This window comes from Advenella mandrilli, from assembly GCF_016595155.1.
In the GTDB taxonomy this organism is placed as follows: domain Bacteria; phylum Pseudomonadota; class Gammaproteobacteria; order Burkholderiales; family Burkholderiaceae_B; genus Advenella; species Advenella mandrilli.
Genome location: NZ_JAENGP010000013.1, coordinates 74,009 through 99,338 on the forward strand (window position 1 = coordinate 74,009; position 25,330 = coordinate 99,338).

The 25,330-nt window shown below is 50.5% G+C and carries 25 protein-coding genes and 2 pseudogenes; 18 read left to right on the plus strand and 9 right to left on the minus strand.

Annotation, left to right across the window (positions count from 1 at the left end):
• Nucleotides 1–172: 172 nt before the first annotated feature.
• Nucleotides 173–1,981 (plus strand): annotated as a pseudogene (locus JHL22_RS16215) (DUF3400 domain-containing protein); the annotation flags it as partial.
• 37 nt (nt 1,982–2,018) lie between these two features.
• Here the strand turns inward: JHL22_RS16215 and JHL22_RS11840 are convergent.
• The 5 genes from JHL22_RS11840 to phoB all read right to left on the minus strand — a co-directional run bounded on the left by JHL22_RS11840 (nt 2,019) and on the right by phoB (nt 6,660).
• Nucleotides 2,019–2,813, minus strand: a complete 795-nt coding sequence (locus JHL22_RS11840) for a LamB/YcsF family protein (RefSeq protein WP_234041266.1) — start codon at nt 2,811–2,813, stop codon at nt 2,019–2,021.
• A 30-nt stretch (nt 2,814–2,843) separates the two neighbouring features.
• On the minus strand, nt 2,844–3,848 hold the full coding sequence (locus JHL22_RS11845) for a 5-oxoprolinase subunit C family protein (protein ID WP_200237683.1): 1,005 nt from the start codon (nt 3,846–3,848) through the stop codon (nt 2,844–2,846).
• Complete coding sequence (pxpB, locus tag JHL22_RS11850) at nt 3,829–4,569, minus strand: 5-oxoprolinase subunit PxpB (protein ID WP_200237685.1); 741 nt, start codon at nt 4,567–4,569, stop codon at nt 3,829–3,831. The genes JHL22_RS11845 and pxpB overlap by 20 nt, the downstream gene beginning before the upstream one ends.
• On the minus strand, nt 4,523–5,860 hold the full coding sequence (gene phoR, locus JHL22_RS11855; RefSeq protein ID WP_200237688.1) for a phosphate regulon sensor histidine kinase PhoR: 1,338 nt from the start codon (nt 5,858–5,860) through the stop codon (nt 4,523–4,525). The genes pxpB and phoR overlap by 47 nt, the downstream gene beginning before the upstream one ends.
• Before the next feature lie 104 nt (nt 5,861–5,964).
• Nucleotides 5,965–6,660: a phosphate regulon transcriptional regulator PhoB gene (phoB, locus tag JHL22_RS11860; protein WP_200237690.1), complete on the minus strand. Its 696-nt coding sequence runs from the start codon at nt 6,658–6,660 to the stop codon at nt 5,965–5,967.
• 118 nt (nt 6,661–6,778) lie between these two features.
• Between phoB and ubiE the strand changes: the two genes are divergently transcribed.
• The 5 genes from ubiE to rfaE2 all read left to right on the plus strand — a co-directional run bounded on the left by ubiE (nt 6,779) and on the right by rfaE2 (nt 11,653).
• Nucleotides 6,779–7,546, plus strand: coding sequence for a bifunctional demethylmenaquinone methyltransferase/2-methoxy-6-polyprenyl-1,4-benzoquinol methylase UbiE (ubiE, locus tag JHL22_RS11865; protein ID WP_200237693.1), 768 nt, complete (start codon nt 6,779–6,781; stop codon nt 7,544–7,546).
• Nucleotides 7,547–7,717: 171 nt separating this feature from the next.
• Nucleotides 7,718–8,722, plus strand: a complete 1,005-nt coding sequence (locus tag JHL22_RS11870) for a Tim44 domain-containing protein (protein WP_200237695.1) — start codon at nt 7,718–7,720, stop codon at nt 8,720–8,722.
• A gap of 217 nt (nt 8,723–8,939) precedes the next feature.
• Nucleotides 8,940–9,569, plus strand: a complete 630-nt coding sequence (locus JHL22_RS11875; protein ID WP_200237698.1) for a ubiquinone biosynthesis accessory factor UbiJ — start codon at nt 8,940–8,942, stop codon at nt 9,567–9,569.
• On the plus strand, nt 9,566–11,140 hold the full coding sequence (ubiB, locus tag JHL22_RS11880; protein ID WP_200237700.1) for a ubiquinone biosynthesis regulatory protein kinase UbiB: 1,575 nt from the start codon (nt 9,566–9,568) through the stop codon (nt 11,138–11,140). Before JHL22_RS11875 ends, ubiB begins: the two co-directional genes overlap by 4 nt.
• Before the next feature lie 15 nt (nt 11,141–11,155).
• The gene (gene rfaE2, locus JHL22_RS11885; RefSeq protein WP_200237702.1) at nt 11,156–11,653 is read left to right on the plus strand and encodes a D-glycero-beta-D-manno-heptose 1-phosphate adenylyltransferase; all 498 of its coding nucleotides are present in this window, start codon (nt 11,156–11,158) and stop codon (nt 11,651–11,653) included.
• Between the two features lie 9 nt (nt 11,654–11,662).
• On the opposite strand, the gene JHL22_RS11890 is transcribed toward rfaE2, so the two are convergent.
• From JHL22_RS11890 to JHL22_RS11900, 3 genes are all read right to left on the minus strand, one after another.
• Nucleotides 11,663–12,340, minus strand: coding sequence for a protein-L-isoaspartate O-methyltransferase family protein (locus tag JHL22_RS11890; protein ID WP_200237704.1), 678 nt, complete (start codon nt 12,338–12,340; stop codon nt 11,663–11,665).
• Nucleotides 12,341–12,413: 73 nt separating this feature from the next.
• Nucleotides 12,414–13,223, minus strand: coding sequence for a bifunctional hydroxymethylpyrimidine kinase/phosphomethylpyrimidine kinase (thiD, locus tag JHL22_RS11895; protein WP_329610667.1), 810 nt, complete (start codon nt 13,221–13,223; stop codon nt 12,414–12,416).
• Nucleotides 13,224–13,299: 76 nt separating this feature from the next.
• Nucleotides 13,300–13,746 carry a MarR family winged helix-turn-helix transcriptional regulator gene (locus JHL22_RS11900; protein ID WP_200237706.1) on the minus strand — a complete coding sequence of 149 codons (447 nt, stop codon included), beginning with the start codon at nt 13,744–13,746 and terminating at the stop codon, nt 13,300–13,302.
• A gap of 199 nt (nt 13,747–13,945) precedes the next feature.
• Between JHL22_RS11900 and JHL22_RS11905 the strand changes: the two genes are divergently transcribed.
• A complete protein-coding gene (locus JHL22_RS11905; protein WP_200237710.1) occupies nt 13,946–14,482 on the plus strand; it encodes a VOC family protein in 537 nt (178 codons plus the stop codon).
• 43 nt (nt 14,483–14,525) lie between these two features.
• Here JHL22_RS11905 and JHL22_RS11910 read toward each other — a convergent pair whose 3' ends face one another.
• Nucleotides 14,526–15,017 (minus strand): C40 family peptidase, encoded by a 492-nt coding sequence (locus JHL22_RS11910; RefSeq protein ID WP_200237713.1) that lies wholly within the window; start codon nt 15,015–15,017, stop codon nt 14,526–14,528.
• Between the two features lie 275 nt (nt 15,018–15,292).
• Here JHL22_RS11910 and gor point away from each other — a divergent pair, with 275 nt between their 5' ends.
• From gor to phnK, 11 genes and pseudogenes are all read left to right on the plus strand, one after another.
• On the plus strand, nt 15,293–16,648 hold the full coding sequence (gene gor, locus JHL22_RS11915) for a glutathione-disulfide reductase (RefSeq protein ID WP_200237715.1): 1,356 nt from the start codon (nt 15,293–15,295) through the stop codon (nt 16,646–16,648).
• Between the two features lie 365 nt (nt 16,649–17,013).
• A pseudogene (phnC, locus tag JHL22_RS11920) lies at nt 17,014–17,796 on the plus strand (phosphonate ABC transporter ATP-binding protein).
• A gap of 26 nt (nt 17,797–17,822) precedes the next feature.
• On the plus strand, nt 17,823–18,815 hold the full coding sequence (gene phnD, locus JHL22_RS11925) for a phosphonate ABC transporter substrate-binding protein (RefSeq protein WP_200237718.1): 993 nt from the start codon (nt 17,823–17,825) through the stop codon (nt 18,813–18,815).
• Between the two features lie 59 nt (nt 18,816–18,874).
• Nucleotides 18,875–19,870, plus strand: a complete 996-nt coding sequence (gene phnD, locus JHL22_RS11930) for a phosphonate ABC transporter substrate-binding protein (RefSeq protein ID WP_200237721.1) — start codon at nt 18,875–18,877, stop codon at nt 19,868–19,870.
• Between the two features lie 64 nt (nt 19,871–19,934).
• Nucleotides 19,935–20,729: a phosphonate ABC transporter, permease protein PhnE gene (gene phnE / locus JHL22_RS11935; protein WP_200237724.1), complete on the plus strand. Its 795-nt coding sequence runs from the start codon at nt 19,935–19,937 to the stop codon at nt 20,727–20,729.
• Nucleotides 20,730–20,773: 44 nt separating this feature from the next.
• Nucleotides 20,774–21,511, plus strand: coding sequence for a phosphonate metabolism transcriptional regulator PhnF (gene phnF, locus JHL22_RS11940; RefSeq protein ID WP_200237727.1), 738 nt, complete (start codon nt 20,774–20,776; stop codon nt 21,509–21,511).
• The gene (gene phnG, locus JHL22_RS11945; RefSeq protein WP_234041260.1) at nt 21,492–21,935 is read left to right on the plus strand and encodes a phosphonate C-P lyase system protein PhnG; all 444 of its coding nucleotides are present in this window, start codon (nt 21,492–21,494) and stop codon (nt 21,933–21,935) included. The genes phnF and phnG overlap by 20 nt, the downstream gene beginning before the upstream one ends.
• A 4-nt stretch (nt 21,936–21,939) precedes the next feature.
• Nucleotides 21,940–22,533, plus strand: coding sequence for a phosphonate C-P lyase system protein PhnH (gene phnH, locus JHL22_RS11950; RefSeq protein WP_200237733.1), 594 nt, complete (start codon nt 21,940–21,942; stop codon nt 22,531–22,533).
• 2 nt (nt 22,534–22,535) lie between these two features.
• Nucleotides 22,536–23,636, plus strand: a complete 1,101-nt coding sequence (locus JHL22_RS11955; RefSeq protein ID WP_200237737.1) for a carbon-phosphorus lyase complex subunit — start codon at nt 22,536–22,538, stop codon at nt 23,634–23,636.
• On the plus strand, nt 23,633–24,511 hold the full coding sequence (locus JHL22_RS11960; protein ID WP_200237740.1) for an alpha-D-ribose 1-methylphosphonate 5-phosphate C-P-lyase PhnJ: 879 nt from the start codon (nt 23,633–23,635) through the stop codon (nt 24,509–24,511). Before JHL22_RS11955 ends, JHL22_RS11960 begins: the two co-directional genes overlap by 4 nt.
• A complete protein-coding gene (gene phnK, locus JHL22_RS11965) occupies nt 24,511–25,326 on the plus strand; it encodes a phosphonate C-P lyase system protein PhnK (RefSeq protein WP_200237743.1) in 816 nt (271 codons plus the stop codon). The genes JHL22_RS11960 and phnK overlap by 1 nt, the downstream gene beginning before the upstream one ends.
• Nucleotides 25,327–25,330 lie beyond the last annotated feature (4 nt).

Genomic DNA, 25,330 nt, shown 5'->3' on the forward strand with positions numbered 1-25,330 from the left:
GGATGAGTTGATGGGAGTCCTGAAGCAGCGTTTGCAGGATCAGCCTGACTGCCGGATTTTTGATGTATTGCAAGACCGCACGATCCGCATTTCCTGGAAAAAAGAAATCCTGGCCAAAATGGAAGTGATTTTCTCAGGTGCCGACAGGGCTGCGGTCCTTACCGAGATGCAGGCGATTCATGATCGCGTCCTGAAAGGCCGGGTGTTTGTTGCGCTACATATGCATGCCGGTGACGGTAATGTGCATACCAATATTCCGGTTAACTCGGACAACTATGAAATGCTGCAGGAAGCCAATGAAACCGTTGCGCGTATTATGCAAATTGCCCGCGACCTGAATGGTGTGATTTCCGGTGAGCATGGCATTGGCCTGACCAAGCTGGAATTCCTGACTGAAGCCGAACTGGCCCCGTTTCGCCAATACAAGCAGGAAATTGACCCTGAAGGGCGTTTCAATGCGGGTAAGCTGTTTGCGGGCGCTGACCTGCGCAATGCCTGGACGCCCAGTTTCAATCTGTTGGGTCATGAATCCCTTATCATGAAGCAAAGTGATATTGGCGCTATTTCAAGCTCTATTAAAGATTGCCTGCGTTGTGGCAAATGCAAGCCGGTCTGTGCCACGCATGTGCCAAGGGCCAATTTGCTGTACTCGCCCCGCAACAAGATTCTGGCCACTTCCCTGCTGGTCGAGGCCTTCCTGTACGAAGAACAGACCCGTCGCGGTATTAGCTTAAAGCATTGGTCTGAGTTTGAAGACGTAGCTGAACACTGTACTTTATGCCACAAGTGTTATAACCCCTGTCCGGTGGATATTGATTTTGGTGATGTCAGCATGAACATGCGGGCTGTCCTTAATCGCATGGGCAAGCAATCGGTGCGTCCTGGCAAAACAGCCGCGATGTTTTTTCTGAATGCCACAGACCCGACCACCATTAATGTGACCCGCAAGGTCATGGATATTGGTTACAAAGCACAGCGTTTGGGTAATGAAGTCCTGAATTCGGTCGCCAAAAAGCAAACCGCCCATCCACCTGCCACGGTTGGACGAGCCTCTTTGCGCGAAGAGATCATTCATTTCGTGAACAAGAAAATGCCAGGTGGCTTGCCCAAGCAAAGTGCTCGTAAACTGCTGGATATCGAAGACAAGAATTTTGTGCCGATTATTCGTGATCCGCATAAAACCAGTGCCGATACCGAAGCAGTATTTTATTTCCCCGGCTGTGGTTCCGAGCGCCTGTTTTCGCAGGTGGGGCTGGCAACCCAGGCCATGCTGTGGCATGCCGGGGTACAAACCGTACTGCCACCCGGCTATTTGTGCTGTGGCTATCCGCAACGCGGTAATGGCCAACTGGACAAGGCCGAACAAATCATTACCGATAACCGGGTTCTGTTCCACCGGATGGCCACCACTCTGAACTATCTGGATATCAAAACCGTTGTTGTTAGCTGTGGTACTTGTTATGACCAGCTTGAAGGCTACGAATTTGAAAAGATATTCCCGGGGTGCCGCCTGATTGATATCCATGAGTATCTGCTTGAAAAAGGCCTGAAACTGGATGGGGCCACTGGCAAACGGTATATGTATCATGATCCTTGCCATACCCCCTTAAAGCTGCAGGACCCGATGAAAACGGTGAAGTCCTTGGTGGGCGACACCACCATCAAGGCCGATCGCTGTTGCGGAGAGTCTGGCACACTGGCGGTCAGCCGCCCCGATATTTCCACCCAGATCCGTTATCGCAAAGAAGAAGAGTTGCGCAAGAACTCGGCCGCCATGCGGGCCGATGGCTTTGCCGGAGAGGTCAAGCTGTTAACGTCCTGCCCCTCCTGCTTGCAGGGGCTGGCACGCTATCAGGGCGATATCGCCATTGATGCCGATTACATCGTGGTGGAAATGGCTCGTCACATGCTGGGTGAAAACTGGATGGCCGATTATGTCAACAACGCCAACACAGGTGGCATTGAGCGTGTTCTGGTGTAGGGGCTTCTAAAGCTTCTGGCTTGATCACAGGCAAGGGTTATAACAACCCTTGCCTTTTTAATGCCTGGTGAATGTGTTGGGCAAAAGTGGCGGCACTGGGCTGGTCCCCGTGAATGCATAGGGTATCTGCGCGTATGGGTACTGGTTTGCCGGAAAGCGCAATAACATGGCCTTTTTCCAGCATGGTAATTAACTGCTGTATGGCTTGCCGGGGGTCGGTAATAATGGCGCCGGGCGTGCCACGGGGGGTAAGCGTGCCATCATCCTGGTAGCTGCGATCGGCAAATACCTCGTGGGCAACCTGCAGGCCCATTTCCTGTGCAATGAATGCTTGCCGGCTGTTGGCCAGGGCATATAAAACCAGGGTGTCATCAACATCCAGCACGGCTTGTACAATCGCTTGTGAAAGGGCGTCGTTATTGGCGGCCATGTTGTAAAGGGCACCATGGGTCTTGACGTGATGCAGGCGGGTGCCCTGGGTTTTGGCTACCGCCGCCAGTGCACCAATTTGTACCACCACCAGGTCATAGGCCTGGTCGGGAGAAACGGGAAAAGCCCGGCGTCCAAAGCCGGGCAGGTCGTTCAGGCCTGGGTGTGCGCCAATATGTACATGATGCTTAAGGGCGCTGGCTACCGTCTTGCGCATGATGTGGGCATCGCCACCATGAAACCCACAGGCAATATTGACTGAAGTGACGTGGGGCATAACCGCTTCATCGTTGCCCATGGTCCAGCCGCCATAACTTTCACCCATATCGCAATTGAAATCCAGTTTTTTCACTGTGATGGCTCCTTTCTTTGGCAATTTGACTAATTGTGTGAAGTTCTCCATCATAAACTTGCTTCAGGCGCAGATGGATGGTTAAAGGTAACATTGTGACAATCGCTGTGCAATGATTGCCAGCTGATTTTGCAAAGTCATGAATTTTTCTTCCCGATCAAGCATTAATGCCTGGGCTGACTCCAGTTCCACCAGGGAAAATGAGAGGTGCTCGCCGGGCAGCAATTGTGCCAGTACCGGCAGGTCGGCTGAAATAACATTGGCCATTTTGGGATAACCCCCTGTGGTTTGCCGGTCAGCCATCAGGATAATGGGGTTGCCATCTGGGGGGACCTGAATAGAACCGAATACCGTGGGTTCAGATAAAATTTGCAAGGGCGTGCATAAGGCCAGTGCGGCCCCTTGCAAACGATATCCCATGCGTTCGGATTGAGGGGTGATCCTGAAGGGTGTATCAAGAAACCGTTCATGGGCTTGCCGGGTGAAATGATCCCAGTGATAGCCCTTGATGACCCTGATACCGATTTTTTTCTGCAAACCCAAATTGGCAGGAAGATAAATTTCAAGCTGCTTGAAAAAATCCTGTAGGGTTTGCCGGTGTTGGGGGGCCAGTGGTTTGTTGATTTGAATGCAGTCCTGCTTTTGCAGTGCCCGCCCCAGATAGCCACCCAGCCGGTTTTTAAGGTCGGTGCTGCAACTGCCCATTCGTTCTGATAGCTTAAATCCGCCATGGACGGCCAGGCAGGCACGAGCCATGGGTGGAAACTGGCCCTGCCTGAAATGCAGGGTTTGGCCGGCATGTAGCAGAAAAGGGCGGTTTAGCGGTATGGGTGTGTTGTTGGCAAAGGCGTGTACGGGCGCGCCGCTTAAAGCGATGCAGGCATCTTCTTCAAATAATAAGCTGGGACCGGTCAGGGTGATTTCCAGAACCGCCTCTGAAGGCGAGTTGCCCACCAGTAAATTGGCCAGTCGCAGGCTGCTTGGGTTCATGGCACCGCCAACGGGTACGCCAATTGATTGAAACCGTTGCCTGCCTTCATCCTGAAAAGTGGACAGCAGGCCCGGGTTAATAACCTGGATGCTCATGGCGATTGTTCTTTAAATAAGTAAATGTTTCCTTGCTGATGGACTTGAAACGAACCGTGTCGCCGGGGGTCAGTAATGAGTGGGGTGGGCGATCCGGATTGAACAGTGTAATGGGTGTTTTGCCAATAATGTGCCAGCCGCCCGGAGACGCCTGGGGATAAATGACCGTTTGCCGGTTGGCGATGGCTACTGAACCGGCTGCGATGGCCAGGCGTGGGGTGGCCAGGCGGGGCACATCCAGCTTTTGATCCAACAAGCCCATATAGGGCATACCAGGGGCAAAACCCAGCATGAAAACCCGCATGGCCCGGGAGGTATGCATGGTAATCAGCTGTTCAATAGTGCACTGGAGTTTTTTGGCTAGTAAATCAAGATCAATACCATATTCAGGGTCATAACAAACCGGGATTTCAACCGCCTGTTCCGGTCCCGACGTAGATGGGGTGGCTGGCTGGAGCAGCAATGAATCCAGGGCCTGGCAAAGTTTGTAAAAAGGCGCCTTGCCCCAGCAGGAAGGCTGGTAATGAATGCCCACGCAGTTGAAGGCGGGAACAATGTCGTTAATCCCGGGTAACCGGGCATTGGCAATGTTTTGGGCAGCCTGCAGGCAAAGTTGACTTACCTGGGTGCTAATGCCTTCATGCCTGAAGCGAATGATGATGCAGGTATCGCCTTCAGGCGTGAATTGCCAGTTTTTTTGATGAACGGGTGTCGGACTCATTAATAATGCTATCGGGGGGGAAGATGATGCTGAAGGTGCTTCCCTGGTTGATTTCGCTGTCTATGACCAGTTTAGCATTATGCCGTATTACGATGTGTTTGGTAATGGCAAGGCCTAGCCCGGTACCGCCCGAAGCCCGTGAACGGCTTTTGTCAACCCGGTAGAAACGTTCGGTGAGGCGGGGAATATCCTGTTTGGCAATGCCCAGTCCGGTATCTTTGACACTGAAAACGGCATGGCCCTTGTCATCTTTGCGCCAGCTTACCGTAATGGTGCCGTCAGCGGGCGTATAACGGATGGCATTGGTCATCAGGTTGCTGATGGCCGAGGATATTTCAGTTTGCTGGGCATGAATGGCCAGCTCTTCGTCAATATCAAAAATGAATTTGTGTTTGCCTTTGGACAATGAATGGGCTTGTTGACCGGCAGATTCAATTAACTGGGCAAGCACCAGCTTTTGCCCGCCGCTTGCCTGGGTGGATTCCAGGGTGGACAGGGTAAGCAAGTCGGCAACAATGGCCAGCATGCGCTGGGCCTGCTCATGCATGAGCGTTTCATATTGTTTGCGCTGCTCAGGAGAAACCGCTTCAGGGGGCAAGTCTTGCAGTGTTTCCAGAAAGCCGATCAGTACGGTAAGCGGCGTGCGGATTTCATGTGAAACATTGGCCACAAAATCCTGTTGTGTGGTGCGTAGCTTTTCCAGCTGCGTGATATCCTGGCACAGCATCAGGATACCTTCCTCTGAATACTGGTTCAGGTCAAATTTAAGGCAACGGAACTGGCCGTCAGATTCCATGTGGGTGACAAACGATTGGCTCCAGTCGCGGTTTTGCGCATAGTCAAAAAACTCCGGTAAGCGGAGCAGGTTGAAAATATTATAGCCCTTGTCCTGCTCATAGCTCAGGCCCAGCATTTTTTCCGCCAGGCCGTTACACCATTCGATATGGAAATCGCGGTCAAGTGTGATAGCGGCGGCTGGCAAGGCCTGGGCGGCGGATAAAACGCTGTGGGACAGGTGTCTGAGTGCTTTTAGCTCATTGCCACGAAAACGCAGTAACTTGTAAAGTGGGGTGACAATATCGTCATATTTCCCAAGATCGGGAGAGGGCGGATTTTCGGCGTCTTTAGCCCATTTGACGGTAAGTCGAAAGTGCTTGTCTTCAAGGTAATAGTAAGCGGCAAAAATAAGCCCAAGAGAAATGATTCCCCAATAACCCTGTGCCAGGTATTGAATGCCAATGCAGAACAATATTGCGAAACAAAGCCATAGCAAAGGTTTTATCCATCTCATGATAATCAACCATCGGGCCTGACTGCCCAAAATAACGTAAATGAAGGGTAAAGAACAGGCCGCCTTGTGGTCTGCCAAAAGGATTTTATCGCATTCTGCGGTATTTATTGCGGGAGACGGGTGGTAAACCGATAGCCGCTGCCACGTACGGTCTCAATCAGGCCATGATGTCCGGAAGGCTCAAGGGCCTTGCGCAAACGGCGAATATGGACATCAACGGTTCTTTCTTCAAGAAAAACGTGATCGCCCCACACCTGGTCAAGCAATTGACTACGGGTAAAGACGCGTTCCGGGTGCGTCATGAAAAAATGCAACAGGCGGAATTCGGTGGGGCCCAGGGGCAAGTTGTTGCCATTGCCGGTAATACGGTGAGAAACCGGATCCAGCTTCAGGCCGGCAATTTCAATTTCATCATCGGTTAATTGTGGTGCCCGGCGACGTAAAACCGCCTTGATGCGTGCCATGAGCTCTTTTGGTGAGAAGGGTTTGGTAATATAGTCATCGGCACCGCTTTCAAGACCTTCAACTTTATCTTCCTCGGCACTTTTGGCCGTGAGCATAATGATGGGAATGTCTTTGGTTCGATCATCGGCTCGCAGGCTTCGGGCCATACTTAAACCCGACGCGCCAGGAAGCATCCAGTCCAGCAGGATCAGGTCCGGGAGCTCGGCATTAATCAGGATTTTTGCCTGTTCAGCGTCAAGGGCGCGTAAAACTTTATGCCCCGCAAAGGATAAATTGACGGAAATGAGTTCCTGAATTGCGGGTTCATCTTCTACTACTAGGATCGTGCTTGCCATAATGAAGTAAAATTTAAAATGGTACCAATGTTAAAATGCAGTATTTATGTATAGCACCTATGGTATTGCTTAATTATGTCATGTTTGTGACAACTCTCCGTTTAAATAAGATTATTGTATGAAACCTGATACGAACCAAGAAAGCAGCGAAAACTCTACCACTCATTTCGGCTTTAAAACCGTTAGTGAATCTGAAAAGGCCGGCAAGGTGGCGGAAGTCTTTCATTCTGTGGCTGCCCGTTACGATGTCATGAATGATTTTATGTCGGCGGGGTTGCACCGGGTCTGGAAAGTATTCACCATTGGCCGTGCCAATGTTCGCCCTGGCATGAAGGTGCTGGATATCGCAGGTGGCACCGGAGACCTTGCCCTGGCATTTGGTAAAAAAGTGGGCGATACCGGAGAAGTCTGGCATACCGATATCAACAGCTCCATGTTAAGTGTGGGCCGGGACCGCCTTATCGACAAAGGCGTGGTTTTGCCGACCGCAGTTTGTGATGCCGAATACTTACCGTTTCCCGATAATTATTTTGATTGCGTTACCGTGGCCTTTGGTTTGCGCAATATGACCCACAAAGATCTGGCGTTGGCCGAAATGTTCAGGGTGCTCAAGCCGGGCGGAAAACTGCTGGTTCTTGAGTTTTCCAGGGTTTACAAACCACTGGAGCCTGCTTATGATTGGTACTCATTTAATATATTGCCCTGGCTGGGTAAAAAAATTGCCAGCGATGAAGATAGTTATCGTTATCTGGCCGAATCCATTCGCATGCATCCCGACCAGGAAACATTGGCTGACATAATGCGTGAAGTTGGCTTTGAGCGGGTGCAGTATTTCAACCTGACTGCAGGCATTGCCGCTGTGCACGAGGGGATCAAACTGGGTTGAAACCAGCCGTGTCTGGGTCAACAATAAGGCAAAGCATGTTTGGTCGTAGTATTTTGAAACAACAGCCTTGACTTTTTAGCGGTTTTTACTTGTTAAAACGTTCAGCTTTTTGTAAGATTAGTCCATTCGCTTGCGAAAGCAGGCTTGGTTATATACAAGGAGCTGGTTTTAATGACTAAGAAATGGTCTAAATTTTTAGCCGCGGCATTGGTGGTGGTATCAACCTCTACCATGCTCACGGTTTCTTTTGATGCCGAAGCGCGTCGTATGGGTGGCGGTAGCAGCTTTGGCCGCCAGTCCAGTAATGTTACCCAAAAACGTGCGGTAACGCCACCCCCAGCAGCAGCCAATACGACACAACGCTCTGCAGCGGCTGGCAGTTCAGCGGCAGCAACGGGTGCAGCGGCGCAAAAAAGCGGTTTTTCCCGTTTCCTGGGTCCGATTGCGGGCATAGCCGCTGGTTTGGGTATTGCCGCCTTGTTATCCAGCATGGGGTTGGGGGGCGCATTTCTTGAGTTCCTGTCCAGCGCAGTCCTGATTGGTATTGTTATTTTTGCCATCATGTTTATTGTCCGCCGTTTGCGTGGCGGCGCTGCAAAGCCAGCCATGCAAGGTGTTGGTGGCAATAATACGTATCGCCAAAACCAGCAGCAACCCATGTTCGGCCAAAAACCGGCCATGCCTGCTGCTGACCCGGCTCCGGCTTCAGCGCAAGCCTTTACACCGGCGTCAGTTTCAACGGCCGCCCCTGAAGTGGTGGCTGCCGAAAACCCCAATGTTGATAAAACCTGGTTTGTACCGGCCGATTTTGACACCCCTGCTTTCTTGCAGAGTGCCAAGCAACAATTCAAGGCTATCCAGGGTATTTGGGATAAAGGCGATATTCCTGCGCTTAAACAATACCTGACTGATGACCTGATTGCCGAGCTGACGCCTCAAATTACGGCTCGTGCCGGTCAAAGTGAGACTGAAGTGGTGTTGCTTAATGCAGAAATGCTGGGTATTGAACAGGTGAATGATGGTCATCTGGCCAGTGTGCGTTTCTCTGGCATGTTGCGTGAAGAGGCCAACACAGCCGCATTCCGTTTCGAAGAAGTATGGAACCTGTACAAACCCGAACAGGGTGGTTGGCTGTTGGCGGGTATTCAGCAAATCCCAGTTGAAAATGCTTCTTGATATCTGATTACCATGCCTGCTTTTAATTAATCAGCAGGTATCCCAAAACAATAACGGCGCCTTTTTATCCAGGCGCCGTTATTGTTTCTGCCTAGGCCTGTTGCTGACTTGCCTGCCTGTATTGCCGGTTCGGGCCAGGTTTATGGCAAGACCATGACAAAAAAAAGGTAAACTTGAAGTTTGTTTGCCAAACTGTTTTTTCTGCCGGACACACCACATGTTCCCCTCTTTTCTTCATCCTAATCAGGTTTCCGTAAATCTGCTTAATGCTTTACTTAACCGAGAGCCGTGGGCCAAGGATAAGGTTGCCGCTCATGCGGGTAAAACCGTACGGATTAATATCGCCCGTTTTTCATTTTTGTATACCCTGCACTATGATGGCTCATTAAGTGTGGCTGATGCCGCAATTGTTCCCAACGTCAGTCTTTCTTTGCCTGAAGATAAATTCAGTGAATTGCCAGACGCCATCCGTAATCGTGATAATCCGCAGCTTTTGTCTTCCTTGCTACACCTTGAAGGTGATGCCGGCCTGGCACAACTGGTGTCTGACCTGGCCCGTGATTTGCGTTGGGATATTGAACATGACCTGACGCGCATGGTGGGTCCCATTCTGGCAAAACGGCTGATGCAAGGTTTTGGCTTTGTCCGGGAAAGCGGTCAGGAGCTGGTTCGTCGGGGAACCGAAAATGTAAGTGAATATCTTTCCCAGGAAGCACATGTGGTACTGTCACGTCCCGCTTTTGAACGTTTTCAGGTACAGGTGAAGCAAAAAAACAAACAGTTGGATGAGCTACAAAACAGACTCCGGGCACTGCAAAGCAAACGAAGTGACCGGGGTATGTCATGATTGTGACTTTTTTTCGTTTAATCAGGATTATTTTAATTTCAATCCGGTATGGCCTGGATGAGCTGGTGTTAAGCGGTATCAAACACCCGATTGCGACCAATTTGCTTAAAGTTGTGCGTCTTGGGCGCAAGTATAAAAAACCGCGTGGCGAGCGTTTGCGCCTGGCGCTAGAGTCATTGGGCCCGATATTCGTTAAATTCGGGCAAGTCCTGTCTACCCGGCGCGACTTGGTTCCCCACGATATTGCCGATGAGTTGTCTGCCCTGCAAGACAGGGTGCCACCTTTCCCATCGGAACTGGCCATCGCAAGTATTACCAAGGCGTTTGGAAAATCTCCCGATCAACTGTTTGCCCAATTTAATCCAGTGCCGGTGGCATCGGCTTCGGTTGCCCAGGTTCACCGGGCCGTCTTGCATGATGGGCGGCAGGTGGCAGTCAAGGTGCTGCGGCCGGGCATGCTCGATGTCATTGAAAAAGACCTGGCTATCATGCGGGTTTTTGCTGGCCTCATACAAAAGCTGCTGGCAGACGGGCGTCGCATGAAACCCAAGGAAGTAGTGGCGGAATTTGACAAATATCTGCATGATGAACTGGACTTGCAGGTTGAAGCGGCTAATTGCAGCCAGTTAAGACGTAATTTCTCTGTCGATCCCGAGCGTAGCCAGCTTATTATGGTGCCCGAGGTCATCTGGGAGCTAACGTCCAAAACGGTTTTTACCATGGAGTGGATGGATGGCATTCCAGTTAGTCAGGTTGAGCGCTTGCGAAAGGTGGGGGTGGATATTAAAAAACTGGCTCGCATGGGGGTGGAAATTTTCTTCACCCAGGTGTTTGAGGACGGTTTTTTCCATGCCGACATGCATCCTGGCAATATCATGGTGTCTGATCAGTCCGAGACCCTGGGTAAATACATTGCCCTGGACTTCGGGATTGTGGGTTCCCTGTCAGAATTTGACAAGAATTATCTGGCACAAAATTTCCTGGCTTTTTTCCAGCGGGATTATCGCCGGGTGGCACAGCTTCATATTGAATCGGGCTGGGTGCCGTCAACCACACGCGAGGAAGAGCTTGAGGCAGCGGTCCGGGCGGTATGTGAACCGTATTTTGATCGTCCCCTTGCGGAAATTTCATTGGGGCAGGTGCTAATGAGACTGTTCCAGACCTCGCGTCGCTTTAATGTCGAAATTCAGCCACAGCTTGTCCTGCTGCAAAAAACCCTGCTTAATGTCGAGGGAATGGGTCGTGAACTGGATCCCGAACTGGATTTATGGAAAACTGCCAAGCCTTTCCTTGAAAAATGGATGTGGAACCGTATTGGACCCAAAGGGCTCATTGAGCGTATCAAGCATGAAGCTCCCCAATGGTCGCATATTATTCCCGAATTGCCCCGTCTGGTGCATGCCAGCCTGGCCCGGGACCATAGCCATCCGAAGATCAGGAAAGAGCTGGAAAAACTTAACCAGACGCAGGCAAAAACCAAGCGGGTATTAACGGTTGTGGGTATTGTGCTGGCCCTGAATGCGTTTCTTTTCTTGTGGCTGGCGGTCAATGCGGGCCTGTTCAATCAATAATGAAATGAGGCAGTAATGGTGATTCGTTTTGAAAAAAAAATCCTCAGCCGTGAGCAGTGTCTGCTGGCGCTGGAAAAGGGAGAGTTCAAGCGCCCCCTGGTGTTTACCAATGGGGTCTTTGATATTTTGCATCGTGGGCATGTCAGTTACCTTGATCAGGCTGCACAATTAGGTGCCACACTGATTGTGGCTGTCAATACCGATGAATCGGTGCGTCGCCTGGGCAAGGCACCCGACCGTCCCCTGAACAGGCAAGAGGACCGTGCGGCTTTGCTGGCGGCATTGGGCTGCGTAACGGCCGTTACCTGTTTTTCTGAAGACACCCCGTTAGCACTGATAGAACAGCTTAAACCCGACATTATTGTCAAGGGGGGCGATTATGAAATGGAAAAACTGCCAGAAACGGCAAGGGTAAAAAGCTGGGGTGGCAAGGCAATTGCCATTCCCTTCGAGTTTGAGCGTTCCACCACTTCCCTGGTTAAAAAAATCAGGGAAGCAGGGGCAGGTGCCTGAAGCGGATAACTAGAATTTGAAGTGTGAAACCGTCGTGCCACTAAGTGGTTTGATCCAGGTTTCAAACAGGGATTCGGTTTCGAAGGATGCGGCCGTGGTACGGGTAATACGTACTGCGGTCATGACAGGTGCCTGACCAACTACGGCAATCAGACGGCCGCCGATGGCAAGCTGGTATTTTAAAGAATCGGGGATATTAGGCAAGGAGCCGGTAACCAGAATCGCATTGAACTCGGCAGAGCCCCAACCAGTGCGCCCATCGCCTATTTCAACCGTGACATTGCCGATTTTTTCACGCTGCAGGTTTTCTTTGGCGAAGGCGGCAATATGCGTGTCGATTTCGATACTGAGAACCTGGGAGCACAAGCGGCTGAGCAGGGCAGCCTGAAAACCTGAGCCCGTGCCGATTTCCAGTGTTGCATCAGTGGGCTTTAATTGAAGCTCTTGTGCCAGGCGGGCTTCCAGTTTGGGTGACAGCATGGTTTCGTGGGTATCAATTCCATTGACTTCCAAAGGAATTTCAATGTCGGAAAAGGCCAGACTCTTGTAGCGCTCGGGAACGAAATTCTCGCGTGGCAATGAAAGCATGGTTTCAAGCACCGCGCTGTCAAAAACATTGGCCGGGCGGATTTGCTGTTCCACCATGTTAAAGCGGCTTTGTTCAATTAAAGATGTTGGGGCATTCATATTGGCTACTTGTAATCATTCAAATGAAATTTAAACCTATTGTACTAAGATCATTAGGGTTTTGTCGTAATCCTTACCACCATGCATGAAAATGTTGCACGGGGCCATGGCCGCTGCCAACTGTCAGGAGGTCTGCCTTGGCAATGGCGGCAAGCAGGTATTTTTTAGCCTGTTTTGTGGCTTCGGGGATGTTTTTATGTTGAGGCAACAGAGCGCAAATGGCCGCTGACAGGGTACAGCCGGTACCATGTGTGTTTTTGGTGGCAATGCGCTGTCCGGGCAGCTCTATCATTTTGTCACCGTTATACAGCAAGTCGATCGTGTCGTTGCCAGGAAGGTGTCCACCTTTGAGCAGGACCCATTTGTTGTCGCGGTCAGACATCAGTTTGCGCAGTTTTTCGGCGATGAGGTACATTTCCTTCAGCGTCTCGGCCGGGCGGGCATCAAGCAGGACACCCGCTTCGGGCAGATTGGGGGTAATCATGGTGGAAAGCGGGATAAGTGCCTCTTTTAAGGCATGAATGGCATTTTTTTCCAGCAGTACATCTCCGCTTTTGGCGACCATGACAGGGTCTAGCACAATGTACTCAGGCTTGAATTGGGCCAGTTTTTCGGCCACCGCCAGGGTGACTTTCTCATGGCCCAGCATGCCTATCTTGACGGCGTCAATGCGTACATCCTGAAAAAGGGTGTCCAGTTGCAGGGCGACAAATTCGGGGGTGATGGCCTGTACACCGGTAACGCCCTGCGTGTTTTGTGCGGTAAGGGCAGCCACAACCGCACAGGCATAGGTGCCCAGTGCACTCATGGCTTTGACATCGGCAAGTATGCCCGCGCCGCCGGAAGGGTCCATCCCGGCAATGGTCAGTGTATTGTTAATCAAGTTCAGTCCGTCCAGTTAATTCATGTTATTCGTCAGGCCAGTAATGATAACTTAAAATCCGGAATAGTTTGTGTGGCTAGCCTTGCCGGATCAGCTGTTTGGCCCGTTGTTGAATGGATTGCAGGATGTTTTTCAGCTGTTCCTGTTCGTCCTGTTGCAAGCCGTCTAGCAGGAATTGGTTGCGGGCCTCCATGCCGGGTGCAATTTCCTGATAGACCGCACGTCCTTTTGGGGTGACTGAAATGATCAGGTTGCGCTTGTCGTGTTCATCGACGGTTCTGGCCACCAGGTTTTTTTCTTCTAACCGTGCAATGGCGCGGCTAACCTGCATTTTATCAAGGCTGGCATGAAGGGCGATATCGGTGGCCCGCATGTGTTTGCCCTGGTTGAGGGCAAACAGTACACGCCAGTCATCCCGCATTAAACGATGGCGCGCCTGATAAACAGGGGCAATGCCCTGGCTGACTAGTTCGGCCAAGGCACTGATTTGGTAGGGAAGGAAGTCGTCCAGATTCAGGTTCATGTTGGGAAATTGAGTTAATAAATAATAGTAACAAAGATGATGAATTGAATGATACTCAAAAAATAAAAAATTTTTAATAAATGATTGATTTTTATTAATTATTGTTGACATTAAAAAAGAATAATAGTTTAATAGTAACTGTGGTTACTAATTAAACCGACTTTTAAATACACGTAAAAAATTTACAGAGGCAAATATCATGGCTATTCAAAAAATTCATCACGTTGCTTATCGTTGCAAAGATGCAAAAGAAACCGTACTTTGGTACAAGGAAAACCTGGGTATGGATTTTGTATTGGCGATTGCAGAAGACAAGGTCCCTTCAACCAAGGCTCCCGATCCTTATATGCATATTTTTATGGATGCCGGTAACGGAAATGTCCTGGCCTTTTTTGAGGTGCCTAATTCTCCGCCAATGGGTCGTGATACCAATACCCCTGATTGGGTTCAGCATATTGCTTTCCAGGTTGGCAGCGTACAAGAGCTGGAAGAAACCAAGGAAAGATTGCAAGCCAATGGCATCGAGGTGCTGGGCGTTACCGATCACGTGATTTTTAAATCCATTTATTTCCGTGATCCTAACGGCCATCGTTTAGAGCTGGCTGCCAAAACGTCCACGCCGGAAATGGACCGTAAACTGGATGAAGTGAAATGGGAAATGCTGGAAGAATGGGCCCAAACCAAAAAAGCGCCCAAGCATGCCGCCTGGTTGCACGAGCCTGAATTCAAACAGTAATATCTGCTTTCATGGAAAAAGCCCGCTGCAAGGTGGGCTTTTTCTATTGGACAAACAGTGAGCGGGCATCGGTAAAACGTTGGGCAAAGTAGCGATTACTTAAAGAATCAACCCTGACCTTGCCATTATTTCGGCTTGATGGAGCGTGTACGAATTGGTTATTGCCAATATAAATGCCCATATGGGTATAGGGACCCGAGGTATTGAAGAAAACCAGATCGCCTTTTTTTAGGGACGATTTGGAGATCGACCTTGAAACGCCGGCAATGCTTGAAGTTGTACGGGGCAGTTTGACATGGGTGGTTTTATTGAACACATAGTTGACAAAACCGCTGCAATCAAAACCTTCTTCGGGGTGGTTGCCTCCATAACGATAGGGGGTACCAAGATAAGACAGGGCGTTGTTCAGCACGGGTTGCCGCTTGGCGGGATCAACACGGGCGTATTTGGATGAGCCTGCAAGTTTTGGACTGCTGGAACAACCGGCCAGCAACAGGGCACAAATAAGCGCGGAAAGAAAAAAACGGATAGACATGACGGCACCTTTGGCAAGAAAGTGTGCTAACAGTATCGCAGGCAATAGGGGGTTTTTAAAGGTTTGGGCTTGTTAATTAAGCATTTAATTTAAAATATATTGTTTTAAAACAACTAATTAGTGCATTATTTTAATGTAATAAATCAATTTTTCAATCAATGAAAGCATGCAGCCTGTTGGTTTTGCCGGGCGAGCAGAGCGGGTATTTTCCTTTAATCATGAAATCATGGCAAAGCACGTATAATGAACCGGATGATTAACGTGGGAAACAAATAATGAGTGAACAGAATAAATTTGATTTTGATTTGTTTGTAATTGGTGCCGGCAGTGGTGGCGTCCGGGCTGCGCGTATGGCGGCTCAAACAGGTGCACGGGTTGCCGCTGCCGAAGGGGCTCCTTTGGGGGGCACCTGCGTGAACCTGGGATGCATTCCCAAAAAACTGTACAGCTATGCCGCCCATTATGCGGAAGCCTTTGAAGAGTCCCACGGGTATGGTTGGGAAGGTGAAAAACCGGTACTTAACTGGGAAACCCTGAAACGGCAAAGGGCAACAGAAATCAGCCGTCTTAACGGCGTTTATGAAAACCTGTTCAAGGGTGCCGGTGTGGAGCTTATCCGTGGCTGGGCAACCCTGCAAGCCCCGCACACTGTCAAGCTGGATAATGGCCAGACTTATACCGCCAGGCATATCCTGATCGCGACCGGTGGCAAGCCAACCGTTCCCGATGTGCCGGGTAAAGAATATGTCATCACGTCTAACGACATCTTTGATCTGCCCGAATTTCCACAACGTTTGCTGGTGGTGGGTGGGGGCTATATTGCCTGCGAATTTGCCTCTATTTTCAATGGGCTGGGTGCGCGCGTGATTCAGCTTTATCGCTCCGAACAAATCTTGCGTGGCTTTGACCGTGAAGTCCGTGACTTTGTGGCCGATGAAATGCGCAAGTCCGGTGTTGATGTAAGGGTCAATGCCAATATTGCTTCAATTGAAAAAACCGCCGAAGGCCTGAAAGCAACCCTGGAGGATGGCTCAGTATTGGTGGCAGACCAGATTTTATATGCAACGGGCCGTGTACCCAATATTAATGGGTTGGGTTTTGAAGCGCTAAGCGGCGAAACCGGTAAAAAAGGCGCGATCAAGGTTAATGCGCGTTATCAAACTTCAATTCCATCCATTTATGCGCTGGGTGACGTCACCGACCGTATCCAGCTGACACCGGTGGCCCTGGGTGAGGCCATGGTGCTGGTTGATGATTTGTTTGGTGATGCACAAAAGAAAATGAGCTATGAATATATACCCACCGCCGTGTTTACCCATCCCAATATCGGGACGGTGGGTTATTCAGAAGAAGATGCCAAAGAAAAATTTGGTGATATCCGGGTGTTCCGTTCTGAATTCCGCCCACTCAAACACACATTAAGTGGCAGCACTGCCCGTGTATTCATGAAATTGATTGTGGAAGTGGCGACCGACAAGGTGGTTGGCATGCATATGGTGGGTGATGATGCCGGTGAAATCATTCAGGGCTTTGCCGTGGCTGTTAAAGCCGGGGTGACCAAGGCCGGGTTTGACAGCACGATTGGCATTCACCCTACTGCTGCTGAAGAGTTCGTGACTATGCGAGGCTAGCCTGGCTTCAATCACCAGGGTATAAAAGTTGCAAAAATTACGTATACCTGCTTTTTGGTTAATTAATTTTTTAGCAACTTGTCTAGTTAAATTGTTCAAGGGAATTGCTGCGAGAGCAGTAATTCCCTTTTTTAATAAATAGATAGATAGGGATATTTTCAGTTTTAACTTGTCTATTTTTTGGCGATAAAAAAGCCGGCAATATTGCAGAATTGTCATAATTTATTAACCGTCCTGTCACATCCAGTCTTTAAGATGCAGCCATCTCATAAAAATTCCTTTGTTAAAAAGGCAGCAAAATGGCTACATCAATTCAAGTACAGAATCTGAATAAAACCTTTGGTTCAAAACAGGTTTTATTCAATATGGAACTGGATGTCCCCAAAGGGGCCATGGTGGCACTGATTGGTGCTTCCGGTTCCGGGAAATCAACCTTATTACGTCATCTGGCCGGTCTTGTCAGTGCCGATCGTCAAAGTGGCAGCACCATTCACGCACTTGGCAAGACCGTGCAGGCCAATGGCCACCTGAGCCGTGACGTGCGTCGTGTCCGCTCCGAGATTGGCTATATTTTCCAGTAGTTCAATCTGGTGGGGCGCTTAAGCGTTTTACAGAACGTATTGCTGGGCTGTCTGGGTCGCATGTCCCGTTTGCGTGGCACATTGGGCCTGTTCAATCATGAAGAAAAAGAACGCGCTTTACAGGCACTTGAGCGGGTAGGCCTGCTAGAGCATGCTTATCGACGCGCCTCAACCCTTTCAGGCGGGCAGCAGCAGCGTGTGGCGATTGCCCGTACGCTGTGCCAGCAGGCTGAAATTATTCTGGCCGATGAACCTATTGCATCACTGGATCCGGAGTCTGCCCGTAACGTGATGGATGCCCTGGCCGATATCAATCAAAAAGACGGCAAAACCGTCATTGTCACGCTGCATCAGGTGGATTATGCGGTGAAGTATTGCAAGCATGCGGTTGCCCTGAAAGAAGGCAAGAAATATTTTGATGGCCCTATTAACGGCCTGACCAATAGCTTCCTGAATGATTTATACGGTGCCGAGCTGGGTACCAACCTATTGTTCTCCGATCATCAGGAAAACCGGGAAAAACAGCCCGAGGCTTCCATCAAGGAAGTGCAACGCAAAGTTGCATAATTTAAATTCAAACTAAATAAATGTTAATGAAAAATCTCTATAAAACCTTAAAAACCCTGCCTGTAGTTGCCTGTCTGGTGGCGGGTGCCGCCCATGCACAAGATGTTAAAGAACTGAATTTCGGCATTATTTCAACCGAGTCTTCCCAAAACCTGAAAAGCAAATGGGAACCTTTGCTGGAAGATATGTCACGTAAAACCGGCTATCAGGTAAAAAGCTTCTTTGCCCCCGACTATGCCGGCATTATCCAGGGCATGCGCTTCAATAAAGTTGACCTGGCCCTGTTTGGCAATAACTCGGCCATGGAAGCCGTGGACCGTGCCAAGGCTGAGGTGATCTACCAGCTGGTTAGTAAAGATGGCCAGCCCGGGTACTGGAGTTTGCTGGTTGCCCATAAAGACAGCCCTGTTAACAGCGTTGAAGACATGCTGGCACAGGCGGCGAACCTGAACTTCGGGAACGGTGACCCGAACTCTACGTCGGGTTATCTGGTACCGGGTTATTACGTGTTTGGCAAGAACAATGTTGAACCCAACAAGATTTTCAAGCGTTCAATGAATGGCAATCACGAAGTCAATGCCCTGTCTGTGGCCAATAAGCAGCTTGATGTTGCCACCTTTAATACCTCTGGTCTGGAGCGCCTGAAAAACAGCCATCCCGATAAGGCGGAAAAGCTGAAAGTGATCTGGCAATCCCCCCTGATTCCCGACAATCCGATTGTATGGCGCACAGATATCTCCGATGAAACCAAAACCGCCATTAAGGCCTTCTTTGATGCCTATGGTGATGAGGCGGCCGAATTGGAGGTATTACATGGCATGGACCTGTCCAAATTCAAACCTTCCAACAATGACCAGTTATTGCCCATCCGTCAATTGGACCTGTTCAAGCAGCGTACGGCGATCATGGGTAATGAAAAGTTAAGTTCCGGGCAGAAAGAAGAGCAAGTCGCTCCTTTGGATGCCGAGCTGGAAAAAATCTCATTGCGTATGAAAACGCTTGAGAGCAGCCAGTCCTGAAATAGTTGTATTGCACTATTCATTCATTTGTATTTATAACCTGAGACCAGAGATAAACGATGATTAAATCTATTTCCCAGCGTGTAGGAATTTCCCTTTTGGCGGCAGCCCTGACAGCCGGTGCGGCCTATGCCCAAGATAAAAAGGAAATCAATTTTGGTATTATTTCCACCGAGTCTTCACAAAACTTAAGGCAGTTGTGGGATCCGTTCCTGGCTGATATGTCCAAAAAAACCGGTTATGAAATCAAGGCTTTCTTTGCGCCTGATTATGCCGGCATTATCCAGGGCATGCGTTTCGATAAAGTTGATATTGCATGGTATGGCAATAAATCGGCCATGGAAGCGGTTGACCGCGCCAATGGCGAGGTGATTTACCAAACCGTTGATAAAGATGGCAAGCCCGGTTACTGGAGCCTGCTGATCGCGCATAAAGACAGCCCGATCAATAATGTGGAAGACATGCTCAAGAATGCCAAAAGCCTGAATTTTGGTAATGGTGACCCTAACTCTACCTCCGGTTTTCTGGTACCCAGCTATTACGTTTTTGCCCAGAACAACGTTGACCCCAGCAAGATTTTCAAGCGCACCGTGAATGCCAACCACGAGGTCAATGCCCTGTCAGTGGCCAATAAACAGGTTGATGTGGCTACCAACAATACCGAAAGCCTGGATCGCCTGCACGCATCAAACCCTGAAAAAGCGGCACAAATCAAGGAAATCTGGCGCTCTCCATTAATCGCTTCCGATCCGATCGTATGGCGTAAAAACCTGCCTGAAGAGGTCAAGACAAAATTTACCGAGTTCTTTGACACCTATGGTGACAAACCCGAAGAGCTGGCTGTCTTGCATGCCTTGAGCTGGGCCAAGTTCAAACCTTCCAGCAATGACCAGTTGCTGCCTATCCGTCAGCTGGAACTGTTCAAACAGCGTAACCAGGTGGCTGCTGACGAGAAACTGTCAGACGCGGACAAACAGACCCAGTTGAAAAAACTGGACGAAGACCTGGAAAAACTGGCTGCCAGCCTGAAAGCAATGGATGCGAAACAGTCCTGATTGCCGTAGCAGGATTTGAAAAGGTGCGTGGCCTGGTGCCATGCACCATAAATACAGAAAAGATATGACAACACTTACTTCACAAGTAAATTTACAAAAGCCGCAGCGTAATTCCCTGCTTAGCCTGTTGGGATGGGGCCTGGTATTGGCGATTCTGGCCTGGTCCTGGAAAGGGGCGGAAATGAATCCGGTCCAGCTGTGGAAAGACGCCGGAAACATGATGGAGTTTGCGGCCGATTTTTTTCCGCCAGACTTTGCCGACTGGCGCTTATATTTGCATGAAATGATCATCACGATCCAGATTGCCGTATGGGGTACGGTGCTGGCGGTGATTGCCGGTATTCCGCTGGGTATTCTTTCATCGGCCAATATCGTGCCGTGGTGGATTAATCAGCCGGTACGCCGCCTGATGGATGCCTTGCGCTCTATTAATGAAATGGTTTTTGCCATGCTGTTTGTGGTGGCGGTTGGTCTGGGGCCTTTTGCCGGAACCCTGGCGCTGTTTTTGGGCACCACCGGAGTGCTGGCCAAGCTGTTTGCCGAAGCGGTTGAATCGATTGATCCCGGTCCTGTTGAAGGCGTGCGGGCCACCGGTGCCAGTGCCTTGCAAGAAGTGATCTTTGGTGTGATTCCGCAGGTTATGCCCTTATGGATTTCCTATGTGCTGTACCGCTTTGAGTCAAACGTACGTTCGGCCACGGTGGTCGGGATGGTGGGTGCCGGTGGTATCGGGGTCTTGCTGTGGGAGGCAATTCGTGGTTTTCAGTTTGGCCAAAGTGCAGCCATCCTGCTGATCATTATTGTCGCGGTTAGCGTGATCGACATGATTTCCCAGCGATTACGCCGTTTCTTTATTTAAGCTTTAAGGGATAAGGGGCAGGTAGAAACTGCCCGTTTTCAAACATGAACTTGTATAGACAGGAAGGTCCGGTTTATTTGACATTGGCAGCCACGCTCAGGGCGGAGCTGTCCATTTATCAGGCAGGTGATTTCCTGCCCGGTGAACTGCCTTTGGCCAGACGTTTTGCCGTGAATCGGCATACGGTACGCCGGGCGCTGGATGTGCTGGTGCAGGAAGGCTGTGTTTTACGTATCAAGGGAAAGGGAACCCAAGTGCTGAACCGTCCCATCCCTTATCCGGTCCAGGCCAACAGTGCGCATAGCGATGCGCTCAGTGCCATGGGTTATAGCGCTAAAGCCCGTTTGCTTAAGGTTTACCAGCGCAGCCCCAGCGCGGATGAAATCAAACATCTTGAGCTGCGCGAGGGTGAAGATGTGCTTGAGTACAAAACCCTCCGGTTTATCGAAGAACAGCCGGTCAGCCTGATCAGCCATCACTTTTCAACACGCTATGATTTTTTATTAAAGGATTATGCCAAGGGCTCCATGCGGTCTTATCTGAAAGAGCGGGGGTGTGAACTCTCCCGTAAATTCAGCCTGATCGGTGCCCGCATGCCCACGGTAGATGAAGCCAGCCGCTTGCTGATGTCCCAGCAGCAACCGGTATTGACCATTCAGACCTTATCCCAGGATCAACATGACAGGCCAATGGAATTGTCCTTCAGCGTCAGTCGTGCCGATCATTTTCAATATCAGGTTTTTATTAATGGAGTCAACGAGCATGACAGCTCAAGCAAATAAAACGTTGCGCCAGCAATGGATGCAAGTACTGGCAAAGGCCGGTGATGCATTAATGTCTTTTGAAACAGCATTGACCCGTAGCGCCTACCGCAAAATCCGTGCCCCCGAAACCGGCATGGTCATGGTAAGGGGGCGCAGCGGTGGCACCGGACAGGCTTTCAATGTCGGTGAAATGACCGTTACCCGTTGTGTGGTTCGTTTGGATGATGGCAGTACCGGGTACAGCTACATTGCCGGGCGCAATAAACAGCATGCCGAGCTGGCTGCCCTGGCCGATGCCCATTTGCAGGGCAATGAGCAGGCGCACTGGATGGCAACCTTAATCCAGCCGCTACAACAACAGCAGCAACAGCAACGTTTGCAAAGAGAAGCAGATGTAGCCGCTTCTAAAGTCAGTTTCTTTACGATGGTTCGCGGAGATTAAAACAATGAACTCACACTATTTGAAACCGGCTTTTGACAATCCGGTTAGCGGTTCCCAGCAAAGTTTCCGGCTGGCCCTGAAGGCCATGGCCGAACCCGGCCTGCCTTATGAACTCCGTCTGGTTGAAACGCTGGATACGCTGGCACCGGCCAGTTATGCCCTAGCCTTGACCCTGCTTGATAGCGATACGGCGGTATGGCTGAGCCCGGCACTGGATACACCTGCCATCAGGGCCAACCTGGCTTTTCATTGTGCCTGCCCGGTGGTAGAACAGCCCCAGGATGCCGACTTTGCCCTGATGCTGGCCGCTGAAACGGGGGTTATTGCGAGCCTTAATGCGGGAACCGACCGCGACCCCGAACTGTCCTGCACGGCCCTTATTCAACTGGATTCTTTTGAGGGTGGCTTGCCAACCCTCTGGCAGGGGCCTGGTATTGAAACGCAAAGACAGCTTTGTTTGCCGGTGGATAAGGCTTTCTGGCAAATCCGTCAGGCAGTGACTGCATTTCCTTGCGGTATTGATATGTTTTTTATTGCCGGTGAGCAGATCATGGCCTTGTCACGCAGTACGCAAGTCAACTTTCAGGTGGAGAATTAACCATGTATGTTGCTGTAAAAGGTGGCGAAAAAGCCATTGATCACGCCCATTACCTGCTGGCAAAAAAACGTCGTGGTTCTACCGACATTCCCGAGCTTGAAGTGGCGCAGATTCGTGAACAAATGAGTCTGGCGGTGGCGCGGGTCATGACCGAGGGCTCTTTGTATGATGAAGAGCTGGCGGCACTGGCCATTAAACAATCGGCGGGTGACTTGCTGGAAGCGATTTTCCTGCTGCGTGCCTATCGTACGACCTTGCCCCGCTTTACCGAGTCAGTGCCATTGCAAACCAGTGAGATGCAAATGGAGCGCCGTATCTCTGCCACTTACAAGGACTTGCCGGGCGGACAATTGCTGGGCCCCACGTTTGACTATACCCACCGCTTGCTGGATTTCACCTTGCTGGCAGAGGGGCAGGCCTTACCCGAACCGTCACAGGAACCTTTGCAGGCCGAGCCTTGTCCCCGAGTACTTGAGCTGCTGGAAAAAGAAGGCCTGATGCGGGTTGAAAAGAACAGCCAGGCGGACGTGCCGGATATTACCCGTGAGCCGCTGGATTTTCCCACTAACCGGACGCAGCGCTTGCAGGCATTGGCCCGTGGTGATGAAGGCTTCATGATGGCACTGGCTTATTCAACCCAGCGTGGCTATGGCCGTAACCACCCCTTTGCCGGTGAAATCCGGATTGGTTTTACCGAGGTCTGGATCGAGCCGGAAGAACTGGATTTTGCCGTGCCGCTGGGTGATATTGAAGTGACCGAGTGTGAAATGGTAACCCAGTTCATTGGCTCCAAAACCGAGCCGGCCCAGTTTACCCGTGGTTATGGGCTGGCCTTTGGGTACAACGAACGCAAGGCCATGAGTATGGCGCTGGTGGATCGTGCCCTGTGCGCTGAGGCACTGGGCGAGGAAATTACCTCACCGGCCCAGCAGGAAGAGTTTGTATTAATGCATTGTGACAACGTAGAGGCGGCCGGATTTGTTTCACACTTGAAGCTTCCGCACTATGTTGACTTCCAGTCAGAGCTGGAACTGATCCGCAAAATGCATGCACAAGAGCAGTCAATAAGTGAAGAATATTCTATACAGGAGAAGCAGGCATGATAAGCAGCCTGGAACACCAGAACCGTCCGGCCCAGGCAGAAGGGTATAACTTTGCCTATCTTGACGAACAAACCAAACGCATGATTCGCCGTGGCCTGCTTAAGGCTGTGGCTATCCCGGGTTATCAGGTGCCTTTTGGCGGCCGTGAAATGCCTTTGCCGTATGGCTGGGGTACCGGTGGCATACAGGTAACCGCTGCCGTACTGGGTGAAGAAGATGTGCTCAAGGTCATTGACCAGGGAGCAGACGACACCACCAACGCGGTGTCCATCCGGCGCTTTTTTTCCACCACCGCCGGAGTGCAAACAACCGAAAGAACCGGAGACGCCACGATTATCCAGACCCGTCACCGGATTCCCGAGGCCGAACTGAAAAAAGACCAGATCATGGTGTATCAGGTACCTATTCCCGAGCCCTTGCGTTTTATCGAGCCTTCGGAAACGGAAACCAAGACCATGCATGCCCTGAATGATTACGGTGTGATGCATGTGAAATTGTATGAAGACATTGCCAAGTTCGGCCATATTGCCACGGCCTATGCCTATCCGGTGATGGTGGATGAGCGTTATGTGATGGACCCGTCACCGATTCCCAAGTTTGATAACCCCAAACTGGACATGAGTCCGGCCCTGATGCTGTTTGGTGCCGGTCGTGAAAAACGGCTGTATGCGGTACCTCCGTATACCCGGGTCAGCAGTCTTGATTTTGAAGATCACCCGTTTGAAGTGCAAAAATGGGATCAGAGTTGTGCCATATGTGGTTGCGACCATTCTTATCTGGATGAAATCATTGTAGATGACCAGGGCACCAGAGAGTTCGTGTGTTCGGATACCGATTATTGCGGCCAGCGGGTTGCAGAGCAGGAGAAACAGTAATGGCGGCATTACCTTCAATTATTGAAACAACACAAAGCGCAAGCAGGCAGCCTTTGCTTGAGGTAAGGGAACTGGGCAAGCTGTTTGGCCCCGATAAAGGTTGCCAGCATGTTTCCTTTGATTTGTATCCTGGCGAGGTGCTGGGCATTGTGGGTGAATCCGGTTCCGGTAAATCCACCCTGTTAAGCGTTTTGTCGGGTCGCAGCCAGCCCCAGGATGGCAATATCACCTACTGCAATAAGCAGGGTGAGCTGGTTGACCTGTACAGCAGTAGCGAAGCCGAGCGTCGCACCCTGCTGCGTACTGAGTGGGGCTTTGTTGAACAGAATCCGCGTGATGGCCTGCGTATGGGCGTGTCAGCCGGTGCCAATATTGGCGAACGTTTAATGGCACAGGGGGTACGTAATTACAGTGCCTTAAGAGAGCAGGGGCTGAGCTGGCTGAATCAGGTGGAAATTGATGCCAACCGTATTGATGACTTGCCCCGCACCTTTTCGGGCGGGATGCAGCAACGCTTGCAAATAGCCCGTAACCTGGTTTCCAGCCCCCGTCTGATTTTCATGGATGAACCCACCGGCGGGCTGGATGTATCGGTACAGGCCCGTTTGCTGGACATGCTGCGCCGCCTGGTGCGTGAACTGGACTTGGCTGTGGTCATTGTGACCCATGACCTGGCCGTGGCCCGTTTGCTGGCCGACCGTTTAATGGTGATGCGTCGTTCACGAGTGGTGGAAAGCGGCCTGACCGACCAGATCCTGGATGACCCGCAGCATCCTTATACCCAGTTGCTGGTTTCATCTGTTTTACAGTCTTAAGGTG